Genomic DNA, 23258 nt, shown 5'->3' on the forward strand with positions numbered 1-23258 from the left:
TATACATAGGCCAGAGAGGCGGCAGGCCGCGTGCCTGCCGCTTTAATTTTGGGAACGTGCCAACGGAGATCGTGCCATTGCAAGACCCAAGTCTGCCAACCAGGGGGTACCGGATTATCGCCAATACCTCTTGCGCAGTTCGCGCTTCAGGAATTTTCCCGTGCCGGTTTTGGGCAGACTCTCGACGAAGTCGATCGACTTAGGACATTTGTAGTGAGCCAGACGTGCGCGGCAGAACTCGATCAGTTCGGCTTCACTGAGATGAGAGTCTGGCTTGAGGACCACGACGGCTTTCGGCACTTCACCCCAGCGATCATCGGGAACGGGTATTACGGCGACCTCGTAAACGTCGGGATGGGCGACGATTACCTTCTCGACTTCGAGTGAGGAGATGTTCTCGCCGCCGCTCAGGATCATGTCCTTGCGGCGATCCATGATGAGCACGTAGCCGTCGTCGTCGATGGTTGCGACGTCGCCGGTGTGGAACCACCCGTTTTCGAAGGCGCGAGCCGTGCTTTCGGGATCGTTCCAGTAGCCCACCATGACGCCGTCGCCGCGCGCCCAGATTTCTCCCATGGCCTGGCCGTCGTGCGGCACATCCTTGTCGTCCAAGCCAACAATGCGGAGTTCAACCCCGGGGATTGGATAGCCGGTGCGCGCCTGCTGCTCATACCGTCGTTCGTCTTTGTAGTGAGCGCCTTCTTTCGGGGTCGCGAGGGTAAGCACGGGCGAGGTTTCGGTCAGGCCGTAACCGGAGAAAGCGAGGCAGCCAAGCTTCTCTTCCAATTGCCGCACAAGCGTCGGTGAGGCCGCGGCACCGCCAAGGTTCATCTTTTGCAAACTGCTCAGGTCGTACTTGGAAACGTCCGGACAATTTACCAGCGCGACAGCCATCGTCGGCACTAGATGGAGGCACGTGACTTTTTCCTGCTCAATGAGGCGGAAGACATCGCGCGGGTCGAAGCGGTGGATCATCACGTGGCGCGCCCCGAGAAGCGTGACGGTGTGTGCGGCGCCCCAGCCGTTGGCATGAAACAACGGGATGGTGTGCAGTTGAACCGTGTCGTGGTTCACGCCGAGGCCAATGATGACGCTTAGGGCATGCAGATAAACGTTGCGGTGGGTCAGCATGACGCCCTTGGGATTGGCGCCGGTGCCGCTGGTGTAGAAAAGTTCGGCGACTGAGTTCTCGTCAATCTGCATGTAGTCGCTTTTGTATGGCTCGGCGGTGGCAATGAGTTCGTCGTAGGTGCGACTGGCGGCCCACTCCGGACGCGGGGTGTCGTTCTGGAGAATGAAACTCTTGATCTGCGGAACGGCGTCGCGGAACGATTCAACGAGAGGCAGGAACGCATCTTCGAAGAAAAGAATTTTCGCCCCGGAGTTATTGAGAACATAAGTGAGCTCCTGGGCGGAGAGGCGCACGTTGAGCGCAAGCAGAATGGCGCCAGCTTCAGGGACGCCGTAGTAGGCCTCCAGCAGACGGTGGCAGTTGGTGCTGAGGAAGGCGACACGATCGCCGGGCTGAACACCGAGGGAGCGCAATGCTCCGGCGAGACACGCAATTCGCGATGAGAACTCCGCATAGGTGAATCGCTGGTCGCCGCAGACGACGCCGACTTTGTTGGGAAACTGCTGCTCCGCGTAACGAAGAAAACGTATCGGGGTGAGAGGGATGTTCATGGAATCGTGCCGGCCGAAAGAACCGTTTCACCACAGTAGACACAAAGGCGCTCAGAAACTGATTTATAAGACCGTGGTGAGCCGTTTCCCGGAGCGCAAAGTCTATCACTGCTGCTGTGGACATTTCCCGACTTCAGCGGTTGTTGTTGTGCTTTGAGATAATTCAACTGATGCGAGCGGTGGTGCAGCGCGTTCGGAAGGCGAAAGTGACCGTCGAGGGGCGAGTCACGGGCGAGATCGGGCTCGGTCTTCTTGTGCTATTGGGTGTGGCGCAGACGGACACCGAGCAGGATGCCGACTACCTGGCCGACAAGATTGCCGGACTGCGGGTGTTCGAAGACGCCGGCGGGAAGATGAATCTCGCGGTCGCGGAGGTTGGTGGCGCGGTGTTGGCGGTTTCGCAGTTTACCTTGTACGGCGATGTGCGGCGGGGCAAGCGGCCCTCGTTCGATGCGGCCGCTCGGCCAGAGTTGGCGAACAAGCTCTACGACTATTTCTGCAAGGGCATTCGTGCACTCGGGTTACGCTGCGAGGAAGGCGTCTTCCAGGCGATGATGGATGTAGAACTGCTGAACGCTGGGCCGGTGACGATCCTGTTGGATTCGACGAAAGTCTTCTGACTGCGTCTCATCAGAACAGCTCCGGCTGCCCTTCACCCGCCAGTTCGTTCATCTGCGCGATGTAGCGATTCGTGTCGAACTTCTTCTTCGCGCCGCTCTCTGCCATGTAGCGGATCATCCCGAAAATCGGGCGATCGAACCATGGGCGGTCAAACTTCCCGGCAATCGCCCAGGCAATTCCCGCGTAGCCGTTCGGGTCGCGGCCGTCGAGGAAATACTTGTCGTTGAGGTAGACGGCGGTGTTGTAGGCCGCCGCGGGAGAAGGCGACCACTCGAGGATTTTCTTCGCCCAATACATGCGCATGTAGTTGTGCATCCAGCCGGCGTGGAGCATCTGCTTCTGGGCGGCATTCCATAGAGCGTCGTGGGTTTCTGCGCGCTCGAGTTGCGCGCGCGTGTAGAGGACGGGGCGCTTGTCTTTCGCGTGCGCGGCGAGTGTCTTATGAGCCCAGGGTTCGGCGCATTCCAGGGAATCGTAAAACTCGTTGTAGTGGACGAAGCAGATGGAGAGTTCGCGCCACGTAATCAACTGATCGAGAAAATCGTCTTTCGCGGCGCGCGGGGCGATCGACTTCTCCACAGCCTGAGCGATGGTGATCGGGCCGATGTGTCCGAAATGCAGATACGGTGACAGCCGCGAGGTGCCGCCGGCGTCAGCTTGCGAGTGGCGCTCGGGGTAATGCGCTAGTTTCTTGTCGACGAAGTTTCGGAGTAGCGCGAGTGCGTGATCGGTGCCGCCGATGAATGACTCGACTGGGGCGACACCGCGGTCGAGATCTCGCCAATCCTCGGTTATGTCGAAGTCTGGCGGCAGCGAGGGCAGGCCTCGCGGTGAGCTCCAAACAATCTGGGCTTTCGGTTCGTCCGAGGGGTTCAAAAATTCTTCGAGGTAGGCCCGGATTCGCGGGCGGATGATTCGAGCGGCGTATTGTTCCTTTTGCAGCAGGCGCGTCGGGACGATCACGTCGGCATCGACGGTGTAGAGCGGAATTTTGAGCTTCTTTGCGGCCGTTTCGCGCCAGGCGCGCGGTTCGCGCAGAGGGTTTTCGTCACCGACGACGAGTGCGGCCTTCACCTCGTCGCAGAACTTGAGGAGGCTGTGATCGGGATAGCGTCGGAGGACGAATCCGACGTTGCGCTTTTCGCAGCGCGCTGCGGTGTTGGCGATGCCCTGCTGAAGAAATCGATAATGGCGCAGGTTCGCGTGCGGATAGTACGGCACGGGAGCAAAGAAGACGACGCAGGGGAGCTTCAGTTTGTTGGCCAGGTCGACCGCGAGGTTGAGCGCGGGATTGTCGAGGGCGCGCTGGGCGCGCTGCATCCAGTAGACGATACAACGGCCGTCGGGGGCGGGGTCGCCGGGGCGGCGGACGGCAACGCGGGCGCCAAATTTTTCGAGAATGCGGTTGATGGTGGCCACGTGCTTGAGGCGCCTTGGAATCAGGCTTCCGTTGCAGCCAGTATAGCGTCGGCGACTGCGACCGCCTCGACGGTAGCGCGAACATCATGGACGCGAACGATGTGGGCGCCCTGCAGCACGCAAGCGGTGACTGCGGCCAAAGTTCCGTAGAGTCTCTGGCTGGCGGGCAATTCGGCCAGTTCCGAACCAGCGACTTCAGCCAGGCGCTCGGCGATAGTGCACCCGATGAATGACTTTCGCGAGGGGCCGGCGAGCAGAGGGAGACCGAGTGCGCCGAACTCGCCGAAGTGCGCGAGCAGCGGATAGTTCTCGTTGAGCCGTTTGCCGAAACCGAAGCCAGGGTCAACGACGAGCCGATCAGGGGCAATACCGGCCTTCGTTGCGTGCTCTACGATTGCGGTCAATTCGTGGAGAACAACTTCCATGGGGTTGGTGAGTTTATCAAGCTCGCGCCATTCCTTCGGGGTTCCGCGGGTATGCATGAGGACGACGCCGCAGTCGAGGCTTGCCGCCGTCTGCGGCATCTCGCTGTCCCAGGTAAAACCACTGACATCGTTAACGATCTCGGCGCCGGCAGCAGTGCCCGCGCGCGCGGTTTCCGCCTTGTACGTATCTATCGAAATCACCGCATCCGGCTTGGCCAGCAAGACGCCTTCGATGACGGGAATGACGCGACCGATCTCCTCTTTCGCGGAGACCCCCTCGTAAATTTCCACGGCGGAGAGGGGGACTCCGGGACGCGTCGATTCGCCTCCGATATCGAGGATATCGGCGCCTTCTTCGATCAGACGGATACCGTGCTGGATTGCGGCGGAGCGATCGGCGAAGAGGCCGCCGTCGGAAAACGAATCTGGCGTGACGTTGAGCACGCCCATGACGAGGGTGCGCTCGCCGAGGGTAAGGCTCCGCTTGCCGAGATTCCAGGTGAAGCGCTGACGCATCTCGAGGATTGTACTGGTAGCCGAGGCGAACAGAAACCACGAACCATCGAATCCTTGAACACGCGAAGGCAGGTCAGTCGTTCGGGTCGGCGGTGACGGCTGGCTCTTGCGGGATCACTTTGCGAAGTCCTGGCGTGAGTTCGTTGACACGGCGAAGTTCGGGGAACAGGGCCGACCAGAGGGCGACCACGACGAGGGTTCCGATCCCACCAAGGACCACAGCCGGGACGGTTCCGAACCAGTTTGCGGTCACGCCTGATTCGAACTGGCCGAATTCGTTGGACGCGCCGACAAAGATCATGTTGACGGCGCTGACGCGTCCGCGCATCTCGTCCGGCGTCGCCAGTTGAACCATCGTCGAGCGTACAACCACGCTGATCATGTCCGTGGCGCCGACCAGGACAAGCGCGAGCAGCGATACCACGACATTCCGCGAGAGGCCGAAAATAACGGTGAAGGCGCCGAAACCAGCGACGCACCACAGCATGGTTGTGCCCGCGCGCTTTCGCAGAGGCCAGTGCGCGACCGCGATCGCGGTGATCACTGCGCCGACGCCGGGCGCGGCTCGCAACAGGCCCAGGCCCCACGGTCCGACGAAGAGAATCTCTTTCGCGTAAACCGGCAGCAAAGCCACGGCGCCGCCGAGGAGAACCGCGAAGAGATCGAGCGAGATCGCGCCCAGCACTAATTTGTTCTCAATGACGTAACGAAAACCCGCCATGACGGTGTCTGCGGAGGCGCTCTTGCGCGGGCGCTGGGCCGGTTGGATGCGAATCATCGCGACGAATATGAACGCGATTCCGAGCGCCACGGCCGCCGTGCCATAGACCACATTCGGACCACCGGTCCAGCCATATAGAATTCCGCCTACGGTGGGACCGAAGATCGTCGCGGACATGAAGATTGAGGAACCCCAGGCTACGGCATTGGGGAAATGTTCTTCGGGAACGAGCATCGGGAGGAACGCCTGGCCGGCCGGGCCATTGAAGGCGCGCACGACTCCGATCAGCACCAGGATGACATAGATCGGCTCAACCGACCTCCGACCATGGACGGTGAAGGCCAGCAGTAGTAACGAGCAGGTGGCGAATCCTACGTAGCAGGTGGCGATGATGTGCTGCCGCCGAATGCGATCGGCGGTATGGCCGGCCAGCAGAAATAAAAGGATTCCGGGAAGAAACTGGGCGAGGCCGACGAGCCCAAGATCGAGCGGCCGCCTCGTGATCTCGTAGACCTGCCATCCGACCGCAACCGACTGCATCTCCGACGCCGTGATGGCGAGGAACCGCGCCGCCTGGTAGTAGCGGAAGTTCGGATAATGGAAAGCAATCCTCGACTGCGATGCGGAAACGTCGCTCATGCCGGATTGAGGGTAGTTTCTCACATCGCCCTGGGAAGCCGGTTCCGAGATTTCTGAGGCTTCCATACCGGGCTCATGTCTAAGTGGCGGGGAAGCAGGTATTTAGCTGCCGGGTGGGCAGCGCCCCCGCCTACCCCTGCGGTACCGTTGACACCCCCTCCAGAAGGCCCTACCCTGAAAGCAGGAGAGTTCTGCCCGCGTCGCCCCGGAACTTACGGTCATCTAATAAACACTGCTATGTCTTGGCTTCGTAAACAGCTTCGCTTCCACACCGCACTGCAACTGCTCCTGGCACTCGAAAGCGGCGAGGACACGCTTGTGGGCGGTCAGGCCGTGCTTGAAGGCGTCATGATGCGCTCGCCGCATGCCTGGGGCATCGCCGTGCGCAAACCGGCGACGCCAGAGGGTCAACCGGGCGAGGTGGTCGTCCATTCCGAGCCGCTGGCTAAGCCGTCAGATAAGAGTCCATGGAAGGGCTGGCCGTTTATTCGCGGCCTGATGACGCTGGGGCAAGCCATGGTGCTGGGCTTCAAGGCCCTGCGCTACTCGGCCAATGTTGCCCTGAACGAGGCTCCGCCGGACGAGAACGGCAAGAAGCTGGAAATGAGCGGCTGGGTGGCGGCGCTGAACATCGCCCTCTCTCTTGGCTTCTTCATTTTCATGTACAAGTTCCTGCCGCTGGCGGCGACTACCGGGCTGAAGCGCTACGACGCTGCGCTGGGGAACAACATCCTCTTCAACCTGGTTGAGGGCATGATCCGCATCGGGCTGTTCCTGCTGTTCATCTGGGGGACCTCGAAGTGGGCAGATATACGGCGCGTATACCAGTATCACGGGGCCGAGCACAAGACAGTCTTCGCCTTCGAGAACCATGACCCGCTTCAGCCCGCGACAGTGCAGAAGTACTCGACCTACCATCCGCGCTGCGGAACCAGCTTCCTAATGACGGTGATGCTGATTTCGATCTTCATCTACATGCTGGTGCCGGTGCAGGGATTTTTGGCGAAGTTCGTTGTGCGCATCCTGCTGCTGCCGGTCATTGCCGGAGTGTCATACGAGATCATTCGGTTTGCGGCGAAACATGGGAAGTCGTTGTTCGCGCTGATGACAAAGCCCGGTTTGTGGCTGCAGCGCATCACTACCCAGCCGCCTGATGACAGCATGGTCGAGTGCGCGATTACTGCCCTCGACGAAGCTATGGCGCTGGAGAAGCAAAATGGTGGAGAATTGGTAATAGCATGAAGCTCTCGACTTCCATCCACGCCTTCGCCTCTGCAGGCCACGCCTAGCGGTTCCCGCCTTCGCGACGCACTGGGCGCGCACGCGCCTGCCCCGAAGAATCCAAGATATTGCCCGGTTCGCCTCGCCATAAGGGAGAGCTGACACCGAGAACTGAGAACTGACAATGTTCGACCGTTTAGACCAAATCGAAGCGCGATACAACGAGCTGACAGCGGCGCTCGCCTCGCCGGAGATCATGAACGACTCGGCGAAGTACCAGAAGACCGCCAAGGCGCACAGCGAACTGGTGCCGATCGTCGAGAAATATCGCGAGTACAAGGACTTGAAGAAAGGCATCGAGGACAGCCGGGCGATGATCGCCGAGGAGTCCGATGTCGAGATGAAGGCTTATGCGCAGGATGAACTGGCGCAACTGGAGCAGCGCATTGCCTCGGTGCAGGAAGCGATGAAGATACTGCTGATCCCGAAAGATCCGAACGACGAGAAGAACATCGTGCTGGAAATTCGTGCCGGGACGGGCGGCGACGAAGCAACGTTGTTTGCGGCCGAGGTCTTCCGCATGTACACGCGCTACGCTGAAACCAAGCGCTGGAAGGTCGAGGTGCTGTCAAGTTCGGAGTCGGGCGTCGGCGGGCTGAAGGAAGTTATAGCCATCATTGAAGGCCAGAATGTGTACTCGCAGCTCAAGTACGAATCCGGCGTGCACCGTGTACAGCGCGTGCCGGAAACCGAGCAGCAGGGCCGTGTTCACACATCGGCCATCACCGTGGCCGTACTGCCGGAGGCCGAAGACGTCGATATCAAAATCGAAGCCAAGGATTTGCGCATCGACACGTTCTGCTCATCCGGACCGGGCGGGCAGTCGGTGAACACGACCTACTCGGCGGTGCGCATCACGCACATCCCGACCAACACCGTGGTGAGCTGCCAGGACGAGAAATCGCAGATCAAGAACCGCGAAAAAGGGATGCGCGTTTTGCGCTCGCGTCTGTACGAGATCGAGATGGAGAAGCAGCATGCGGCCCTGGCGAAAGAGCGCAAGCAACAGGTCGGCTCAGGCGACCGCAGCGAAAAGATCCGCACCTACAACTTCCCGCAGAACCGCGTCACGGATCACCGCATCGGGCTGACAATGCATCAACTCGGTGAGGTCATGGACGGCAAGCTGCAGCCGTTCGTGGATGCCCTGGTGACGCACTTCCAGGCGGAAAAATTGAAGGAAGAGGCGGCGATCGTTTAGCGGGGAAGAAGGAATAACGCAGAGGGCGCGAAGGGCGCTGACGGAAGTATTGCGGTTCTCTTCGCGTCCTCAGCGGCCTCTGCGTTAATCTTTTCTCGTGACTCTGAAACAAGCACTCACCTCAGCCATTGCGGAACTCGAAGCCAATGCCGTCGGTTCGCCGCGGATGAATGCCGAGGTGCTGCTGATGTTCACACTCGGCTGCGATCGGGCGTATCTGTATTCGCATCCTGAGCGGGAACTGAATGCGGACGAGCAGGCGCGCTATGACGAGGCGATTGCGCGGCGTGCGTCGGGGTATCCCTCGCAATACATCACCGGACACCAGGAGTTCTGGGGACTGGACCTGATCGTCACGCCCGCCGTGCTGATTCCCAGGCCAGAGACCGAGCACATCGTCGAGGTCGTCACGGAGACCGCACGAACGGCGGATTACAAAGATCAGGGTGGCCGCCCGAAACTTGTCGATGTGGGGACTGGTTCGGGCGCGATTGCGCTGGCGCTCGCGAAGGAGTTGCCGAACGCAGACGTGCTTGCTACGGATGTTTCCGTCGAAGCACTCGAAGTCGCTCGCGCCAATGCCGCACGACTGCAACTCGAAGCTCGGATTCGTTTTCAACAGAGCAATGTCCTCGACTCGGTCTCGCGCGATGGCAGCTTCGATTTCGTGGTCAGCAATCCGCCGTACGTCGCTCTGAGTGAAGCCGACAAGGTTCAGGATGTAGTGAAGAAGTTCGAGCCCAAGCAGGCCGTCTTTGCCGGTGAACACGGCCTTGATGTCATTCGGCGACTGATCCCGCAGGCGCATGAGGCGCTGCGACCCGGCGGGTATCTCGTCATGGAGATCGGGTACTCGATGTCAGAGGCGGTGGTGGGGATCATGGACGGCTTCGAGAATGTGCACGCGGTTCCGGACCTGGCGGGGATACCGAGGGTCGTGGTGGGGAGAAAACCGATTCACCACAGAGCCACAGAGGCACAGAGACTTTAGGAAAAACGGCCTTGAGGGCCTGGGCTTTTATGAATCAGTTCCTCTGTGTCTCTGCGTCTCTGTGGTGAATCGGTTTTAGTGCCGGAAATGCCGCACGCCCGTGAGTACCATCGCCAAGCCCAACCGGTTTGCCGTTGCGATCACGTCGGGATCGGCTTTTGAGCCGCCTGGTTGAATGACGGCTTTTGCGCCGGCTTTTGCAATTTCTTCGACGCCGTCGGGGAATGGGAAGAACGCGTCGCTTGCGACCACGGAACCTTCGAGCGGCAGCACGGCTTTTTGCGCACCGATGCGTGCGGAATCCACGCGGCTCATCTGTCCGGCGCCGACTCCAACCGAGCGCCCGTCTTTCGCGTAGAGAATCGCGTTCGATTTGACGTGCTTCCCGATCTTCCACGCAAAGAGCAGGTCGCGCATTTCCTGCTCGGTGGGCTTGCGTTCGGTGACCACCTGCAGCGTCTCGGGATCAAGTTTGTGCAGATCATTGTCCTGCACCAGCATGCCGCCGCTGACCGACTTCATCACCCATTTCTGCGGCTTGTGCTTAATCTCGACGAGGCGCAGGTCTTTGCGCTTGGCGAAGCGTTCGCGCGCGGCCTGGTCAAAGTGCGGCGCGACGATGCATTCAATGAAGAGTGCTACTCCGTTGTGTCGCAGGCCGGCCATCGCTTCTGCTGTTGCGAAGTCCACGGGCCGGTTCAGCGCGATGACGCTACCGAAGGCCGAGACCGGGTCGCACTCGAAGGCGCGCAGGAAGGCTTCGGACAAATCTTTGCCCACGGCGCTGCCGCACGGGTTGGTGTGCTTGATGATGGCGCAGAAAGGCTCGTCGAACTCGGTCGCCAAGTCCCACGCGGCCTGGAGGTCGACGATGTTGTTGTAGGAGAGTTCTTTGCCCTGCAGTTGCTGGGCATTCGCAATTCCAGTGTCGCCGCCATCGGAATAAAGCGCGGCTTTCTGGTGCGGGTTCTCGCCGTAGCGCAGGTCGTAGGCCTTGCGAAAAGCGAGTTCCAGTGTTTGGGGAAACTCGGTCGTGCCGCCGATTGCCGAGATATCGAATTTCTCGCCGTCGGTCGTGATCTTCCCGAGGGTTGCTGCGATTGCCGAGTCGTAGGCGGCCGTGGTCGCGAAAGCTTTCTGCGCCAGCGCCCACTTTGTGCGCAGTGAGAGTTCTCCGCCACTGGACAGCATCTCGGCGGCAATCGCGTCGTAATCCGCGGGCGAGGTCACGATCGCGACGTCCTGAAAGTTCTTTGCGGCGGAACGAACCATCGACGGGCCGCCAATGTCGATGTTCTCGATGATTTCTTCGAAGTGCACGCCCGGCTTCGACGCAGTCTTCTCAAAGGCATAAAGGTTGACCACGACCATGTCGATGGGCTGAATGCCGTGTTCGGCGACGGCGGCGCGGTGAGCGGCGTTACCACGAATGTGGAGAATGCCGCCATGAACTTTCGGGTGGAGGGTCTTTACACGACCATCGAGCATTTCGGGAAAACCGGTCAGGTCGCTGATGTCTTTCACCGGTACAGCGTTCTCGCGCAGCAGCTTCGCGGTTCCGCCGGTGGAGATCAACTCCACGTCCATGCCTGCCAGTTTTTTTGCGAACTCCACCAGCCCCGATTTATCGGTAACGCTTAAGATTGCCCGCTGAATTCTCGCCATGATTGCTCCGTGCAGAAATTAAGTCGGAAGAGAACAGAAGATTCTAAATGCAGAGTGGGGGATCGAGCAGAGGAAACGAAGTGTCCTTCGGCTCCGCGCGGTGAAGCTGTGCTCGGGAGACACCGTACCAGGAACTGAGAACCGGGAACCGCCTTAACGACGAACGAACAACGAAGAACTATACCTTCGCCTTGGCTTTTAGCTTAACTTGACCGTCGGTAACTTCGACGGTGTATTGGACGGAGTGGCAGCCGTACTGGCGGCGGATCTGTTCGGTCTTCTTCTGGACGAAGTTCTGGAAGGATGCAAAGCTGCTGGCCTTAGCCGAACCGCCGTGCATCCGCTGAGATTCTGCCATAGCTTCGAAGAGCGCCTTGATCTTGCTCGCTTCGTGAGCGGGATCCGAGCAGGCGATCGAGAATGGCGTATCGTCATGCTTCTTCGGCTTGCTGTCGAGCTCCTTCGCCGCCGCCGTTTCTTCTTCGTAGCGCATACCGGAGATGCCGAGCTGTGCGTCGGCGGGACGCCGGTAGCCCTCTTCCTTGACCTTCATTTTCTGGCGCCAGAGATCGCTGAAGACAGCGTAGCGCTGGGCGATGGCGTTGAACCGGAAGCGCTGGGCGTAGTTGAGCTTCAGGGTCTCGCCTATGCGCTTCATGCCGTTGGAGACGCGCCATTCGGTTTCAGCAGGGGGCTTTTTGGAGCCACCACCAAAGTAGACGTCGTATTCGATCTTCAACCGGCGAAGATTTTCGTCCAGTTTCGATATTTCTTCGTCTACGGTCACGCTGGCTCCGGTCTTATCTCACAGGCGATTAGCGCACGCCTGGCAATGCGGGACGGCAAAATTCCACAATGAGGCGGAATATAGCACGTTCGGGAGCCGCTCCCAATGGACAACCCGGGTTCCCGCGGTTACGAAGGTTCTTGCGCCGGAGTTGCCGGCCAGAGCTCATGAAAAAAGTCACTCGGGCACACAACGTGAACCAGCACTGGATTGCATCTAAAATACTGGGATGTTCTTGGGCAAGAAAATCCGAGTAGTCATAGCCGATGACCATGCCGTGCTGCGCGAGTCGTTGGCCGCGCTATTGACAGCCCAGAAGGATCTCGAGGTTGCCGGCACCGCTTCCAACGGTACTGAGGCCGTGGAAGTCGTGCAGAAGACCCAACCGGACGTTCTCGTTCTCGATCTCTTCATGCCCAACGGCGACGGCTTCGATGTCCTGCGGACCCTGGAACGCGCGGGACAGCGAGTAGCATCCGTCGTTCTGACCGGCTCCGAAAACCATCCCGACTACGTCCAGGTCGTCCGCCTTGGTGCGCGTGGACTCGTGCTCAAGGGCGACAGCCCCGACAAGCTGTTTACGGCCATCCGCACGGTCGCAAATGGCGAACTTGCTTTTGCCGACGAGGTCGCACAGGGGATCATAACGGCGATGGCCGAGGAGCCGCAGCAACAGCAGCCCTCGAACATGAACCGCCTCTCCGACCGCGAAAAGCAGATCGCGTATCTCGTCGCCCGAGGGCTCAAAAACCGTGACATCGCGACTGAACTGTCAATCTCGGAGAACACGGTGAAGCGGCACTTGCAGAGCATCTTCAGCAAGACCGGAGCGCGGGATCGGCTGGAATTGGCGGTCCTGACATTGTCGGATATCACGCACGCCGCGTGAGCACGGCGTCCCGAAACTGTTGGCTCAATCCTTTATCCAAGTTGGATAATGAGCCAAATGCCTCTGAAAAGCCTAAAGCTACTTCTGTTAGCAATCACCGTGGTTGGGCTGGCAGCCGGTCAGGAAACTGCTCCCCCGAATTCTGCCGAACTTGCCACGCGGAACGAGATTCAACTCATCGAGAAGCTGCTTTCTCAGCTCCCTGACCGTGCTCCTGCGCTTTTCCAGCTTGCCCACGACTACGCAACTCTCGGCGACTCCACAAAAGCAATGTCACTGCTGCGGCAGTGCATCGCGCTCGGCGAAGGATTCAATCCGGAGGGCGATCCGGCTTTCGCCGCCCTCAAAGGCAATGCTGAATTCAAAGCGCTGCTTGAGCAGGTTCACGGGGATTTTCCGCCAGTGCACCGCGCCAGGGTGGCATTCACAATTCCGGAGAAGGACCTGATACCAGAGGGCTTGGCTTTCGATCCAGGCGAGCACGTCTTCTACATGGGTAGTTTGAGTAAACGGAAGATCCTCCGGATCAGGAAAGGCGAGGCGACAGAGTTTACGTCCGAGCGAGATCACCTCGGACCAATCTGCGGAATAAAAGCGGACGCTCGGAATGGCGACGTCTGGGCGAATACCTGCCGCAACGAGGGCACCGGGGCGGAACTCGTGCATTTCGACTCGCACGGCAAACTGCTCGAACGGTTCGGCCTTACAACCGCTGGTCCTCACCTTTTTAACGACCTGGTGCTGAGGAACGAAAACGAAATTTACCTGACCGATAGCCTCGCGAACCAAGCCTTCCGATTCGATCGCGAAAAGCATTCTTTCACCGCATTACGCCTGCCTCGGCCTGTTTATTACCCGAACGGGATCACGCTCTCCGAAGATGGAAATTTGCTCTACATCGCGGATGCGTTCGGCGTCCTCCAATACGATCTGCGGAGTAATCGAGGACGCGAGGTTGCGCCGGGAATGGGGACTACCCTTTCTGGATTCGACGGCCTCTACTGGTATCGCGGCAGCCTGGTTGGCATACAAAACGGCTTAGGGATGCCGAGAGTTGCACGTTTTCAACTCGATGCTTCAGGTGAACGAGTGACAGGAAAAACGGTCCTGGAGTACAGGTCGAATCTTGTGGAGTTGCCTACAACAGGTGCGATCGACGGATCTAAATTCTATTTCATGGCGAATACGCAAATCGACAACTGGAACGAAGGGCGTATTGTCGATCCAAACAAGCTCGCGCCCATTCGCGTTGCCGTAATTCAATTGCATTGAAACACGAAGACCCGGCTCTCGCCGGGTCAAATTCTTGCTGGCTGAAAATTATCTTGCGATGCTGGCGGCCATCTTCTTGACCATGGCCAGGACGAGTTTGCGGTCGCTGTCGTTCAGGTTCGAGGAATAGCGCCTGATTTGCGAGAGGAAGCGGACTTCTTCTTCGCTGAGTTGCGGCAGGTTGGCCTTGGCGCCGTCGCCGTTGCTTTCGGCAAAGAAATTCGCCAGCGGCAGTTCCATTGCCGTCGCGATCTTGGCCAGGGTGTCAAGTGATGGAATGGTGTGCCCGTTTTCGACGCGGGAAAGATAGCAACGCAGCAGCCCGGTCCGCTTCTCGATGTCGCCCTGCGACATGCCTTTTTGTAGCCGGAAATTTCGAATCGTTTCGCCGATGTTCATGTGTTTTTCTTCGAGCCTACACGGACCGCTGGGGTAGTCGCATAGTAATCAGTGTACAAACCTCGACGCAAGGATAATTTTTGTCTATCGGCAACACTCGAGGTAACGAAAGTCACCTCACGTCTGCGCTGGAGTGACCTTTGTAAGAGGACGAGTTTGGCTACCGTGTTGCTTTATCAGTTACTTAGACCCATACGCTGGAGTTGGCGGTCCTGTACGCGCGAGAGGGTAATTTGGGCAATGATGGCGCCAATGAATGCCATCAGCATATCCGACTGGGTGTCCCATACATAGCCCTGTCCTCCGAGGAACTCATCGGCCTTCCCACCGGACAAGATCGAGGTCAACCATTCGACCAGTTCGTAGGTCGCACTGAGGGCTCCGCAGAAACAGACCACGAGGAAAAATAGCCAGCCGCCGCGCCGAAGTGGTGTCCTTCGCAGGAATACCTCGCGCGCAATCATCGCCGGGACGAATCCCTGCACAAAATGGCCGAGTTTGTCGTAATTGTTGCGCGGCCAGTGCATCACCTGCTTCAGCCATTCGAACAACGGCTCACGGGCATAGGTGAAATGGCCGCCGACCATCAGCACGATTGCGTGCAGCAGGATGAGAATATAAACCACACTTGTGAGTGGAAAGCGTCGATAGGTGAAAACCAGGATCGGGAGCGCAATCAGCGCGGGAACGACTTCGAGGAACCATGTGAACTGATCAAATGGACGGACTCCCGACCAAATCAGGACGACAAAAAAGACGGTGAGGAGCGTCCAATGCAATGCTCCGACGCGCATTTGTGGTGGTGCGCTTAAGACGGATTCAAATTCTGCTGCTTTAGCTCCGCTTTTCATTCGTCATTCCCACATTCGTCATTTGACATTCAGTCGTCGGTGGCTTCCTTATCCCATCAACATTCCGCCGTTCACGTTCAGCACGTGGCCAGTGATGTAAGCGGCTTCGTCCGAGGCCAGGAATTGCACGGCGGCTGCGACTTCTTTCGCAGAACCCGGGCGACCAAGCGGAACCGCGGCGACCATCTTGTCCTTCAGGTCCTGCGCGAGTTCGGCGGTCATGGCTGTATCGATCCAACCCGGCGCAACGGCGTTGCAGGTGATATTCCGCGAGGCGACTTCGCGCGCGACCGACATCGTGAGGCCGATCAGGCCAGCCTTCGACGAGGCGTAGTTCGCCTGCCCGGCCTGTCCCATTTGGCCGTTTATCGAAGTGATATTGATAATCCTGCCCCAGCGCTGTTTGAGCATGGAACTGATGACCGCCTGGATGAGCAGGTAGGGCGCGGTCAGGTTCGTCGAGAGCACGTCATCCCAGTCCACGCGTTTCATGCGCATGAGTAGTTGGTCCCGCGTAATACCGGCGTTGTTGACGAGGATATCGATTTTCCCGAACTGTGCGACGACGGATTTTACGGTGGACTTGATCGCGTCTTCGCTGCTCACATCGAGTTTGAATGCCGCGGCCTTGCCGCCTTTCGATTCGATTTCCTGCACCAACGACTGCAACTTCTCTTCATTACGGGCTGCCGCCGCAACCGTTGCGCCGCCTTCGGCAAGAACCAGTGCGCATTCGCGTCCTATGCCCTGCGATGCGCCCGTTACCAGCGCGACCCGTCCCTGCAAACTGAACATTTCCGCTCCCTTGTGAATACGAGTTCACCATACCCGCATCTGCTGACAACGGCAGATGTGGAGCACCGACTGTGGACTTTCACTCTCACGACGAGTAGACGACCCTGCCGCCGACGATCGTTTGCGTTACTTTGCCGTAGAACGTCATGCCGTCGTATGGGCAATTGCGCGACTTGGACTTTGTCTGCGAGACATCGTAGGTCCATTTCTTCGCCGGGTCGAAAATGGTCACATCTGCGGCGGCGCCCTTGGCGAGGGTTCCCCGGTGCGCAAGACCGGCGATGCGCGAGGGATTCGACGAAAGGAGAGCGACGATGTGGCGAATGGTGACGTCGTGCGCGCGGTGCAGACGCGTCATAGCCGCTCCGAGCGCGATCTCCAGTCCAGTGATGCCGAACGCTGCACGTTCAAACTCTACATCTTTCTCGAAGGCAGAGTGGGGCGCGTGATCGGTGGCGATGGCATCGACCGTGCCATCAACCAGGCCCGCGAGCAATGCCTCACGATCGGCTTCCGAGCGCAGTGGCGGATTCATCTTGTAATTCGTGTTGTACTCGCCGATATCCCGGTCGATAAAGCTGAAATGGTGCGGCGTGACCTCGCAGGTCACCCGGACGCCGTGCCGCTTAGCCTGCAGAACCGCCTCGAGGGCAGCGGCCGTCGAGATGTGCGCGACGTGGAGATGTCCGTTGGTTTCGCGCGCGAGAGCTATGTCGCGCTGCACGATCTTTGCCTCGGCATCGGTGGATTGCCCGCGCAATCCCATGCGGAAGGCAAACGCACCGTAGTTCACGGGCGAGTTCGCCGTGAGGCGCGGGTCCTCTGAGTGCTGGATTACGGGGATTCGCAGCTTGGAAGCCGCGAGCAGGGCCTGCTTCATCAGGCCGTTGTCGAGGATGGGCTTGCCGTCATCGCTTACCGCAATGGCGCCCGACCGATGAAGCGCCGCAAAATCCGTGAGTTCCTTGCCCTGCGAGCCTTTCGTAGCAGCCGCAATGGGAAACACGTTTACGACCGCGCCTCGTTCCGGTTGCAGCATCCAACGCGTGATCTCGGCGGAGTCGTTGACCGGGGTCGTATTCGGCATGGCACAGACGGAAGTGAATCCGCCGGCTGCGGCTGCCGCCGTGCCGGTTGCGATCGTTTCCTTGTGCTCCTGGCCAGGCTCGCGCAAATGCACGTGCAGATCGATGAATCCGGGCGCGACGATCAGATCGCGGGCATCGATCACCTGGTCGGCGCGCTCCTTGATCTTCCCGGTGGCCTCCACGGCGGCTACACGGCCCTCTTTGAGCAAGATGTCAGCGGCCTGGTCCACGCGTGCGGCGGGATCGACGAGACGCCCGCCGCGAATAAGAATGCTGCGAATGCCGTTCATCGCCGCCCTCCAACGTGGTGCGCCAGGATTCCCATGCGTGTGCGCAGGCCGTTATGGACCTGCTCGAGTATGACCGATTGCGGGCAATCGGCGGCTTCGTCGGTGATTTCCATTCCGCGAATGATCGGCCCCGGATGCATGACGATCGCGTTCTTTGCGGCCATCTTCACGCGGTCCATGGTGAGTTGATAGTTGGCAACGTATTCGCGGGCGTCGATGTCGAGCCCCTGCAGGCGCTCCTTCTGGACGCGGAGCATCATGATTACTTCTGTCCCCTGAAGTGCCTCGTTGAAGTCGCGCACAATGCGCAGTCCCGGCGCGATTTCGGCGGCCACATCCGGAAGCAGGATCTTCGGCCCGCAGAGCGTTACACGCGCGCCGAACTTGGTGAGCAACTGGATGTTCGAACGTGCCACGCGGCTATGGAAGATGTCCCCGGTGATCAAAACCCTCAAGCCCTTGAGGGTCTTGAAGTGGTCGAGCATGGTGACCGCATCGAGCAGCGCCTGCGAGGGGTGCGCATGCATGCCGTCGCCGGCGTTGATAATGGGCACATGCAGATGCCGCGCGAGGACGTAAGGCGCTCCTGAAGACGGATGGCGAATGACGATGGCGTCGGCACCCAGCGCCTGCACCGTCAGGCCAGTATCGATCAGGGACTCACCTTTTTCGATACTCGACGCGCTGGCGGTAATGACGGTCGTCAGAGCACCGAGTTCCTTGGCGGCTAGTTGGAAAGACGTCCGGGTGCGCGTGGACGACTCGTAGAAGAGGAGCACGACGCGCTTGCCCTTCAATAGCGGGCGGTTGCGCCCCGGATGCATTTTGCGCGCGGTCCTCAGGTAGACGTTGATCTGTTCCGGCGTGAGCGGCTCGATGGCAAGCAACGAGCCACGACCATTCTTTTTCATGCGGTAACCGGGTCGCGCTCGACGAGCATTACTTTCTCCATCTGGTCGGTTTCCTGGAACTTGACTTCGATAATTTCCAGGTCTGAGGTTTGCACACGTCGTCCTACGAAGGTGGCTTCGACGGGCAGTTCGCGATGTCCGCGATCAATGAGCACCAGCAGTTGCACCCGCCGTGGCCGTCCCAGGTCGAACAGCGCGTCGAGCGCGGCGCGCACGGTTCGCCCGGTATAAAGCACGTCATCGCAGAGTACGATGTCTTTACCGACGACGTCGAACTCACATGGTTTTGGTTCCACGACCGGCTTCGGTCCTACCGTGGAGAGGTCGTCGCGATACAGCGTAATATCCAGCGTTCCCACGGGAACGGCGGCATGCTCGATCCGCTCGATGTAGCGGGCCAGGCGCTGCGCCAGCGGGATCCCCCGCCGCCGGATTCCGACGAGGCCCAGGCTCCCGATTCCGTTGTTCTTTTCGACAATTTCGTGTGCGAGCCGGACGATGGTTCGTTCGATCTCGGAGGCGGACATGAGTTGACCTTTTTCGCGCAAATTAGGCGGACGATTGACTGTCATGTTGCCCCGAATGATACGCGAGGGCAAACGGGGGCGGCAACTGTAGGAAACAGGTGGAAATCAGTGGCGCCGGTGGCCGAACAATGAGGCCCCAATTGCCCCTCCGACCCCGCTCAGCAAAACGAAGAACACCAGCAGGAAGAACAGCATCATCAGGAACATGGTCGCCAGGCCACCGGGAGTGTTCAGGCGGTCCACAAATGGGCGAATCATGTCGGCGGCACGCGACGGATCGGCACTCCTGGCGGCAGCCTCCTTTAAGGCCGTTGCCATGTCGCTGCGAAAGGCCGTTCTTGTCTGTACCGAGAGCAGGCTCAGCGAGGCCACGATCGCGTACATCGAGAAACCGAAGAGTCCGGCCAGTGCGCCCATCTTCAAGCCGGACGAGGTTCGGACCTCGTCATTGGGCTCGCTTCGCATGTAAAACGCGATAGACATTCCCCCGGCAGCCACCATGCACAGAATGATGAACGGCGCAAATGGAACCGCCGCGCCGACACCGGCGATCAGGCCCGCCCAGAGCGCCGCTTTGCGCGCCGAAGACAGCCGAAGTCCTGGCCTTCTTGGCGGCAAGGGCGGCGGTGGAAACTGCATGAAAGGCCGGTCGTCATGCTGGGGGGTGATCCCGTGCCGTAAGGGCTCGGCCGGCGGCTGAACCTCATCGGGCGTGCCAGGAGGCATCGGCGGAGTGGCCGGTTCGGTTGCCGACGACTGAACCCGGATCTGCGGCGAATTGCACTGCGGACAGAACGGCGTACCGTCTTCTACCTGCGCGCCGCACTTGGGACAAGCATGCTCCACAAGATGAAGTTATCAGCGGGGAACAGAGAGATGCAAGACGTGGGCTGGTGGCCGGCAAAGCTAAACACCTCGTACACCCAAAGTCACTCTTGTCCAAATCAGCTCTTGAGCGACGGCGTCCCAGGCGCTCCACCCTGGCGGAACCGAGCCGCCCCCGAGCGTCATTGCGATAGCCCGGACGCTTACTTGCAGCCGACAGGAAGGACTTTCATGTCCTCCTCGATCTTTCTTCCGTTGCTGTGCGCTCGAACGAGTTCCCGCATCGCACCTGCGGCTCCGAGGAGCATTAACGCCCAGGCACCGACGTGGATCGCTATTCGCGGATACCCGCTGAGCAAGAACCTGAAGTCGCCGTTTCCGCCGAAGACGGTATCTCCGGTGTAATTGACGGCCAAATCGAAGGTGGAGCGCAGGAACGTCACTGCCAGAATAAGCGCCCCAGAAAACGGACTGAAACGCCAGAGCCGGAACAGCAAAAAAGCGAGTAGAACAATCAGGAAGTCCGCAACATACGCGGATATGCAACTCACGAGCAACTGCGGCACACTTGGGTCTTTAAACCTGACAAATCCATTGACGAAGTCGCCTCGCCAAAAGTGCTGGATGAGTTGGTACTCCTGGACGGGCATCCCGACAAGAACTCCGCCGAGCATGTGGGCGCCCTCGTGGACAGGAGCGTGAATCGCACTCCAAAGGAACCAGATTGCGAAAATCCACAACACGATGTGCTTGTTACTCTCGTGTCGCAGCTTCAGATAGCTGAAGACAGGGATAACGATCAAGAAGAGGAAGAATAAGAAACCCAGAAGAAATCTTGCTCCATCAGTCATTTGCCGCCCCGCCCGCTCGACGCTGGATTCCAGCTGATTTGGACCGCAGTGACCCAAAGTCAAACATGCAACGCACGCAATCAACCGGCACCCAACAACCAGCCAATAGCCACGGTTCTAGATTGGCTCTTCCTTATCCGTTCCCTGCGTGCGGACGTAGACCAGCGAGTACTCGCTGCCTTTGCCGTCCGGTTTCACGGCGACTACGTGCTGCAGGGTCTGGCTGCCGACCTTGAGTTCGACGACGGTGCTGTCGCCCTCTTTGTCGCAGTGGAGTTCCTTGTCGTTGCCTCTACGGTCCATTTTGAAGCTGCCAATGGAGCCGCCCTTGCACTCCAGCACCTTGCCGTACTTGCCGATCTCGCCGCGATAGAAGTCGAGCACCTTATCGGGCGGAGCGTCGGTAAGGTAGCTGGCGACGACGACCTTCAGCCCGAACTTACCGAAGCTCATGTTGACGTTGGCGCTGCTGTCGTTGTCGTGCTCCTGCGGCTTGGGACGGGAGTTCGGGAAGATCGGGAGCCCTGTGTCGTGTGCGTCGGCGTCGTTGTTCACCTTCAGGCCGCCGAACGGGGTCGAGATCTCGACCTTCTTATCCTTGCCGTCCGCGCCTTTTTCGGTTTTGACATTACAGGCCGGCAGGACGAGCAGGAGCGCCAGAGCGGTTGTTATCCCCAGCACCCAGCACCCTGAACCCAGCAGCCTTCTACTTGCGATTGTGCGATGCGTCATTGGACCCTCCCGCGGTAAACAGTCGAACCGGCCTTTCGAGACCGGCACCGCGCTGCGCCACTTCCGGAATGGTCACCGGCAGATGGCCGTGAATTGGAATCTCTCCGAACAGCGCCTTGACCGCGCTGATCTCTGAAACCGTTGCATTGGAGAACGTACACATATACGTCTGTATCTGCGGATAGTCGGAAGCGAAATAAGGATTGCCCAGTGCCACCACGGCTGTCTTCGCCCCGTACTGCCCTACCAGAGTTGTAAGCAAGTTGCCCATCCCTTGCGCGAGCCCGATGGAGCCGGTGCCGCCTCCACGTCCGGCGCTGGGGATCGCGTAAACCGCCACGATCACCTTTTGCGCCTCGCCGGCGGCTTGTAACAACTGCGGCGTCATGGCCGCTGCGGTCCGCATGTCCACGTACGTGATGTGGGCTTCCGGAATGCGCTGCCGGAACTGCCGTTCGAACAGCCGGCCCATATCCGAACGCATGTCGTCGGTAAAGATCAGCACCAGCGTCCGGTTGGCGGACTGCACCTGTGGTTGATACGCAAGGCTTGACTGCGGGGTTCCCAGATTTTTCGGTACCAATGGCAAGACCTGCCCGTTGTCCCGCACCAAGGTGACAGCATCATCAGCGATCTTCTGTGCCAGGGCGAGGTTTTCGGGCTTGGCAACTACCTTGTCGATATTCTTGATGTCCACCTCGCGATGTTTGTTGAGGCCAAGAGACGCTTTTGCCTCGAGGATCTTCCTCACCGATTCATCGATTTGTTTCTCGGGGATCTCGCCGCTTTTTACAGCGTTCAGAACGCCGTTGTAGGCGCCGTCGAGATCGCCAGGAATCAGGATCATGTCGTCGCCGGCTTTGACGGCTGCGACGGCGGCCCTGGCGCTGGTTTCAGCCTTGGTACCAGGCTGATAGAGTTGCATCAGGCCGTTCATGTCCAGGGCATCGGTGACGACAATTCCCCGGAAGCCCATCTTGTCCTTCAGGAGCCCGGTCACGATCTTGTGCGAGACGCTGGCAACGGCGTTGGGAGCCGGATCGAGTGCCGGCGTGATCAGGTGGCCGATCATGATGGAATCCACACCCGCCTCGATCGCCGCCCGGAAGGGAACCAGTTCGACGTGATTGAGACGGTCAAGATCCCCATCCACCCGCGCGAGCGCAAGGTGTGAATCCGTGCTGGTGTCGCCGTGCCCGGGAAAGTGCTTGGCCGTCGTCATCATCCCGTTAGAGCGCGCGCCAAGAATGTAGGCGGACACCATTTGACTGACCTCTTGCGGGTCTTCTCCGAAGGAACGCGTATTGATGATCGGGTTAGCCGGGTTCGAATTCACGTCCGCATCGGGAAAGAAATTCCATTCGACACCGATGGCGCGCGATTCTTCGGCGGTAATACGCCCGAAATCGTTCGCGTACTGCGGATTGTCGGTGGCGCCGAATGCCATCGCGTGAGGAAACGCTGTGACTCCATTGAGCCGCATGGAGAGGCCACGTTCGAAATCGGCTGCGAACAGCAGCGGAAATTCCGCCTCGTGCTGCAGCCGATTGGTCACCATTGCGGCCTCGTAAGGCTCGTTCTTCAAAAGAAACGGCCCGTCGGTCGCTACCGTTAGCCCGAAGCCGCCCAGGTGGTACTTCTTCACTTCGTCCACCATTTTCAGGTAGTCAGGACTGTTGACGTTGTAGAACTGGGCGCGCGACCAGACCATGAACATCTGACCGACCTTCTGCTCAAGCGACATTTTCTTGAGCGTCTTGCGCACCCACTTTTCGCCATCTTTGTCGAGATGCAATGGCCCGGGTGTTGCTTTCTTTTCGCCCGCCGCGCAGTAGGACACTAAGAGTAGAAGTACCAGGAGAGGGAACCCTTTTCGCAT

Annotated in this window: 22 protein-coding genes; 6 read left to right on the forward strand and 16 right to left on the reverse strand. The window is 59.3% G+C overall.

Annotation, left to right across the window (positions count from 1 at the left end; translation table 11 throughout):
- Positions 1-114: 114 nt before the first annotated feature.
- Positions 115-1683: a fatty acid--CoA ligase gene (locus tag ROO76_17765; protein ID MDT8070015.1), complete on the reverse strand. Its 1569-nt coding sequence runs from the start codon at positions 1681-1683 to the stop codon at positions 115-117.
- A 170-nt stretch (positions 1684-1853) separates the two neighbouring features.
- Here ROO76_17765 and dtd point away from each other — a divergent pair, with 170 nt between their 5' ends.
- Entirely contained in the window at positions 1854-2303 is a 450-nt protein-coding gene (dtd, locus tag ROO76_17770) for a D-aminoacyl-tRNA deacylase (GenBank protein MDT8070016.1), read from the forward strand.
- Between the two features lie 10 nt (positions 2304-2313).
- Here the strand turns inward: dtd and ROO76_17775 are convergent, their stop codons facing one another.
- From ROO76_17775 to ROO76_17785, 3 genes are all read right to left on the reverse strand, one after another.
- Positions 2314-3723 (reverse strand): deoxyribodipyrimidine photo-lyase, encoded by a 1410-nt coding sequence (locus ROO76_17775; protein ID MDT8070017.1) that lies wholly within the window; start codon positions 3721-3723, stop codon positions 2314-2316.
- A gap of 20 nt (positions 3724-3743) precedes the next feature.
- The gene (gene folP / locus ROO76_17780) at positions 3744-4664 is read right to left on the reverse strand and encodes a dihydropteroate synthase (GenBank protein MDT8070018.1); all 921 of its coding nucleotides are present in this window, start codon (positions 4662-4664) and stop codon (positions 3744-3746) included.
- Between the two features lie 73 nt (positions 4665-4737).
- Positions 4738-6090, reverse strand: coding sequence for an MFS transporter (locus tag ROO76_17785; GenBank protein MDT8070019.1), 1353 nt, complete (start codon positions 6088-6090; stop codon positions 4738-4740).
- Between the two features lie 171 nt (positions 6091-6261).
- Between ROO76_17785 and ROO76_17790 the strand changes: the two genes are divergently transcribed.
- From ROO76_17790 to prmC, 3 genes are all read left to right on the forward strand, one after another.
- Positions 6262-7266, forward strand: coding sequence for a DUF1385 domain-containing protein (locus ROO76_17790; GenBank protein MDT8070020.1), 1005 nt, complete (start codon positions 6262-6264; stop codon positions 7264-7266).
- Positions 7267-7429: 163 nt separating this feature from the next.
- Complete coding sequence (prfA, locus tag ROO76_17795) at positions 7430-8506, forward strand: peptide chain release factor 1 (GenBank protein ID MDT8070021.1); 1077 nt, start codon at positions 7430-7432, stop codon at positions 8504-8506.
- A gap of 97 nt (positions 8507-8603) precedes the next feature.
- Positions 8604-9497 carry a peptide chain release factor N(5)-glutamine methyltransferase gene (gene prmC / locus ROO76_17800; protein ID MDT8070022.1) on the forward strand — a complete coding sequence of 298 codons (894 nt, stop codon included), beginning with the start codon at positions 8604-8606 and terminating at the stop codon, positions 9495-9497.
- 75 nt (positions 9498-9572) lie between these two features.
- On the opposite strand, the gene purH is transcribed toward prmC, so the two are convergent.
- Both purH and ROO76_17810 read right to left on the reverse strand, forming a co-directional pair.
- The gene (gene purH, locus ROO76_17805) at positions 9573-11162 is read right to left on the reverse strand and encodes a bifunctional phosphoribosylaminoimidazolecarboxamide formyltransferase/IMP cyclohydrolase (protein MDT8070023.1); all 1590 of its coding nucleotides are present in this window, start codon (positions 11160-11162) and stop codon (positions 9573-9575) included.
- 178 nt (positions 11163-11340) lie between these two features.
- Positions 11341-11949, reverse strand: a complete 609-nt coding sequence (locus ROO76_17810; protein MDT8070024.1) for an MXAN_5187 C-terminal domain-containing protein — start codon at positions 11947-11949, stop codon at positions 11341-11343.
- A 235-nt stretch (positions 11950-12184) separates the two neighbouring features.
- Between ROO76_17810 and ROO76_17815 the strand changes: the two genes are divergently transcribed.
- Both ROO76_17815 and ROO76_17820 read left to right on the forward strand, forming a co-directional pair.
- On the forward strand, positions 12185-12838 hold the full coding sequence (locus tag ROO76_17815; GenBank protein ID MDT8070025.1) for a response regulator transcription factor: 654 nt from the start codon (positions 12185-12187) through the stop codon (positions 12836-12838).
- Positions 12839-12895: 57 nt separating this feature from the next.
- The gene (locus tag ROO76_17820; GenBank protein MDT8070026.1) at positions 12896-14110 is read left to right on the forward strand and encodes a hypothetical protein; all 1215 of its coding nucleotides are present in this window, start codon (positions 12896-12898) and stop codon (positions 14108-14110) included.
- Between the two features lie 48 nt (positions 14111-14158).
- Here the strand turns inward: ROO76_17820 and ROO76_17825 are convergent, their stop codons facing one another.
- The 10 genes from ROO76_17825 to ROO76_17870 form a co-directional block, all read right to left on the reverse strand.
- A complete protein-coding gene (locus tag ROO76_17825) occupies positions 14159-14509 on the reverse strand; it encodes a helix-turn-helix transcriptional regulator (GenBank protein MDT8070027.1) in 351 nt (116 codons plus the stop codon).
- A gap of 176 nt (positions 14510-14685) precedes the next feature.
- Entirely contained in the window at positions 14686-15360 is a 675-nt protein-coding gene (locus ROO76_17830) for a DUF2238 domain-containing protein (protein MDT8070028.1), read from the reverse strand.
- Positions 15361-15408: 48 nt separating this feature from the next.
- Complete coding sequence (gene fabG / locus ROO76_17835; protein ID MDT8070029.1) at positions 15409-16155, reverse strand: 3-oxoacyl-[acyl-carrier-protein] reductase; 747 nt, start codon at positions 16153-16155, stop codon at positions 15409-15411.
- 85 nt (positions 16156-16240) lie between these two features.
- Positions 16241-17533: a dihydroorotase gene (locus tag ROO76_17840; protein MDT8070030.1), complete on the reverse strand. Its 1293-nt coding sequence runs from the start codon at positions 17531-17533 to the stop codon at positions 16241-16243.
- Positions 17530-18444 carry an aspartate carbamoyltransferase catalytic subunit gene (locus ROO76_17845; GenBank protein ID MDT8070031.1) on the reverse strand — a complete coding sequence of 305 codons (915 nt, stop codon included), beginning with the start codon at positions 18442-18444 and terminating at the stop codon, positions 17530-17532. Before ROO76_17845 ends, ROO76_17840 begins: the two co-directional genes overlap by 4 nt.
- Positions 18441-19016 carry a bifunctional pyr operon transcriptional regulator/uracil phosphoribosyltransferase PyrR gene (gene pyrR, locus ROO76_17850; GenBank protein ID MDT8070032.1) on the reverse strand — a complete coding sequence of 192 codons (576 nt, stop codon included), beginning with the start codon at positions 19014-19016 and terminating at the stop codon, positions 18441-18443. The genes ROO76_17845 and pyrR overlap by 4 nt, the downstream gene beginning before the upstream one ends.
- A 60-nt stretch (positions 19017-19076) precedes the next feature.
- Positions 19077-19817: a zinc ribbon domain-containing protein gene (locus tag ROO76_17855; GenBank protein MDT8070033.1), complete on the reverse strand. Its 741-nt coding sequence runs from the start codon at positions 19815-19817 to the stop codon at positions 19077-19079.
- A gap of 182 nt (positions 19818-19999) precedes the next feature.
- A complete protein-coding gene (locus ROO76_17860; protein MDT8070034.1) occupies positions 20000-20647 on the reverse strand; it encodes a hypothetical protein in 648 nt (215 codons plus the stop codon).
- A 117-nt stretch (positions 20648-20764) separates the two neighbouring features.
- Entirely contained in the window at positions 20765-21379 is a 615-nt protein-coding gene (locus ROO76_17865) for a hypothetical protein (protein MDT8070035.1), read from the reverse strand.
- Positions 21354-23258 (reverse strand): glycoside hydrolase family 3 protein, encoded by a 1905-nt coding sequence (locus tag ROO76_17870; protein ID MDT8070036.1) that lies wholly within the window; start codon positions 23256-23258, stop codon positions 21354-21356. The genes ROO76_17865 and ROO76_17870 overlap by 26 nt, the downstream gene beginning before the upstream one ends.

It is taken from the genome of Terriglobia bacterium, from assembly GCA_032252755.1.
Classification (GTDB): Bacteria; Acidobacteriota; Terriglobia; order Terriglobales; family Acidobacteriaceae; genus JAVUPY01.

Excerpts from the sequence above, each read along its gene's own strand:
- ROO76_17765 (MDT8070015.1), bottom strand. The coding sequence starts at position 1,683 with ATGAACATCCCTCTCACCCCGATACGTTTTCTTCGTTACGCGGAGCAG.
- dtd (MDT8070016.1), top strand. The coding sequence starts at position 1,854 with ATGCGAGCGGTGGTGCAGCGCGTTCGGAAGGCGAAAGTGACCGTCGAG.
- folP (MDT8070018.1), bottom strand. The coding sequence starts at position 4,664 with ATGCGTCAGCGCTTCACCTGGAATCTCGGCAAGCGGAGCCTTACCCTC.
- ROO76_17785 (MDT8070019.1), bottom strand. The coding sequence starts at position 6,090 with ATGGAAGCCTCAGAAATCTCGGAACCGGCTTCCCAGGGCGATGTGAGA.
- ROO76_17790 (MDT8070020.1), top strand. The coding sequence starts at position 6,262 with ATGTCTTGGCTTCGTAAACAGCTTCGCTTCCACACCGCACTGCAACTG.
- prfA (MDT8070021.1), top strand. The coding sequence starts at position 7,430 with ATGTTCGACCGTTTAGACCAAATCGAAGCGCGATACAACGAGCTGACA.
- purH (MDT8070023.1), bottom strand. The coding sequence starts at position 11,162 with ATGGCGAGAATTCAGCGGGCAATCTTAAGCGTTACCGATAAATCGGGG.
- ROO76_17820 (MDT8070026.1), top strand. The coding sequence starts at position 12,896 with ATGCCTCTGAAAAGCCTAAAGCTACTTCTGTTAGCAATCACCGTGGTT.
- ROO76_17825 (MDT8070027.1), bottom strand. The coding sequence starts at position 14,509 with ATGAACATCGGCGAAACGATTCGAAATTTCCGGCTACAAAAAGGCATG.
- ROO76_17830 (MDT8070028.1), bottom strand. The coding sequence starts at position 15,360 with ATGAAAAGCGGAGCTAAAGCAGCAGAATTTGAATCCGTCTTAAGCGCA.
- fabG (MDT8070029.1), bottom strand. The coding sequence starts at position 16,155 with ATGTTCAGTTTGCAGGGACGGGTCGCGCTGGTAACGGGCGCATCGCAG.
- ROO76_17840 (MDT8070030.1), bottom strand. The coding sequence starts at position 17,533 with ATGAACGGCATTCGCAGCATTCTTATTCGCGGCGGGCGTCTCGTCGAT.
- ROO76_17845 (MDT8070031.1), bottom strand. The coding sequence starts at position 18,444 with ATGAAAAAGAATGGTCGTGGCTCGTTGCTTGCCATCGAGCCGCTCACG.
- pyrR (MDT8070032.1), bottom strand. The coding sequence starts at position 19,016 with ATGACAGTCAATCGTCCGCCTAATTTGCGCGAAAAAGGTCAACTCATG.
- ROO76_17860 (MDT8070034.1), bottom strand. The coding sequence starts at position 20,647 with ATGACTGATGGAGCAAGATTTCTTCTGGGTTTCTTATTCTTCCTCTTC.
- ROO76_17865 (MDT8070035.1), bottom strand. The coding sequence starts at position 21,379 with ATGACGCATCGCACAATCGCAAGTAGAAGGCTGCTGGGTTCAGGGTGC.
- ROO76_17870 (MDT8070036.1), bottom strand. The coding sequence starts at position 23,258 with ATGCGAAAAGGGTTCCCTCTCCTGGTACTTCTACTCTTAGTGTCCTAC.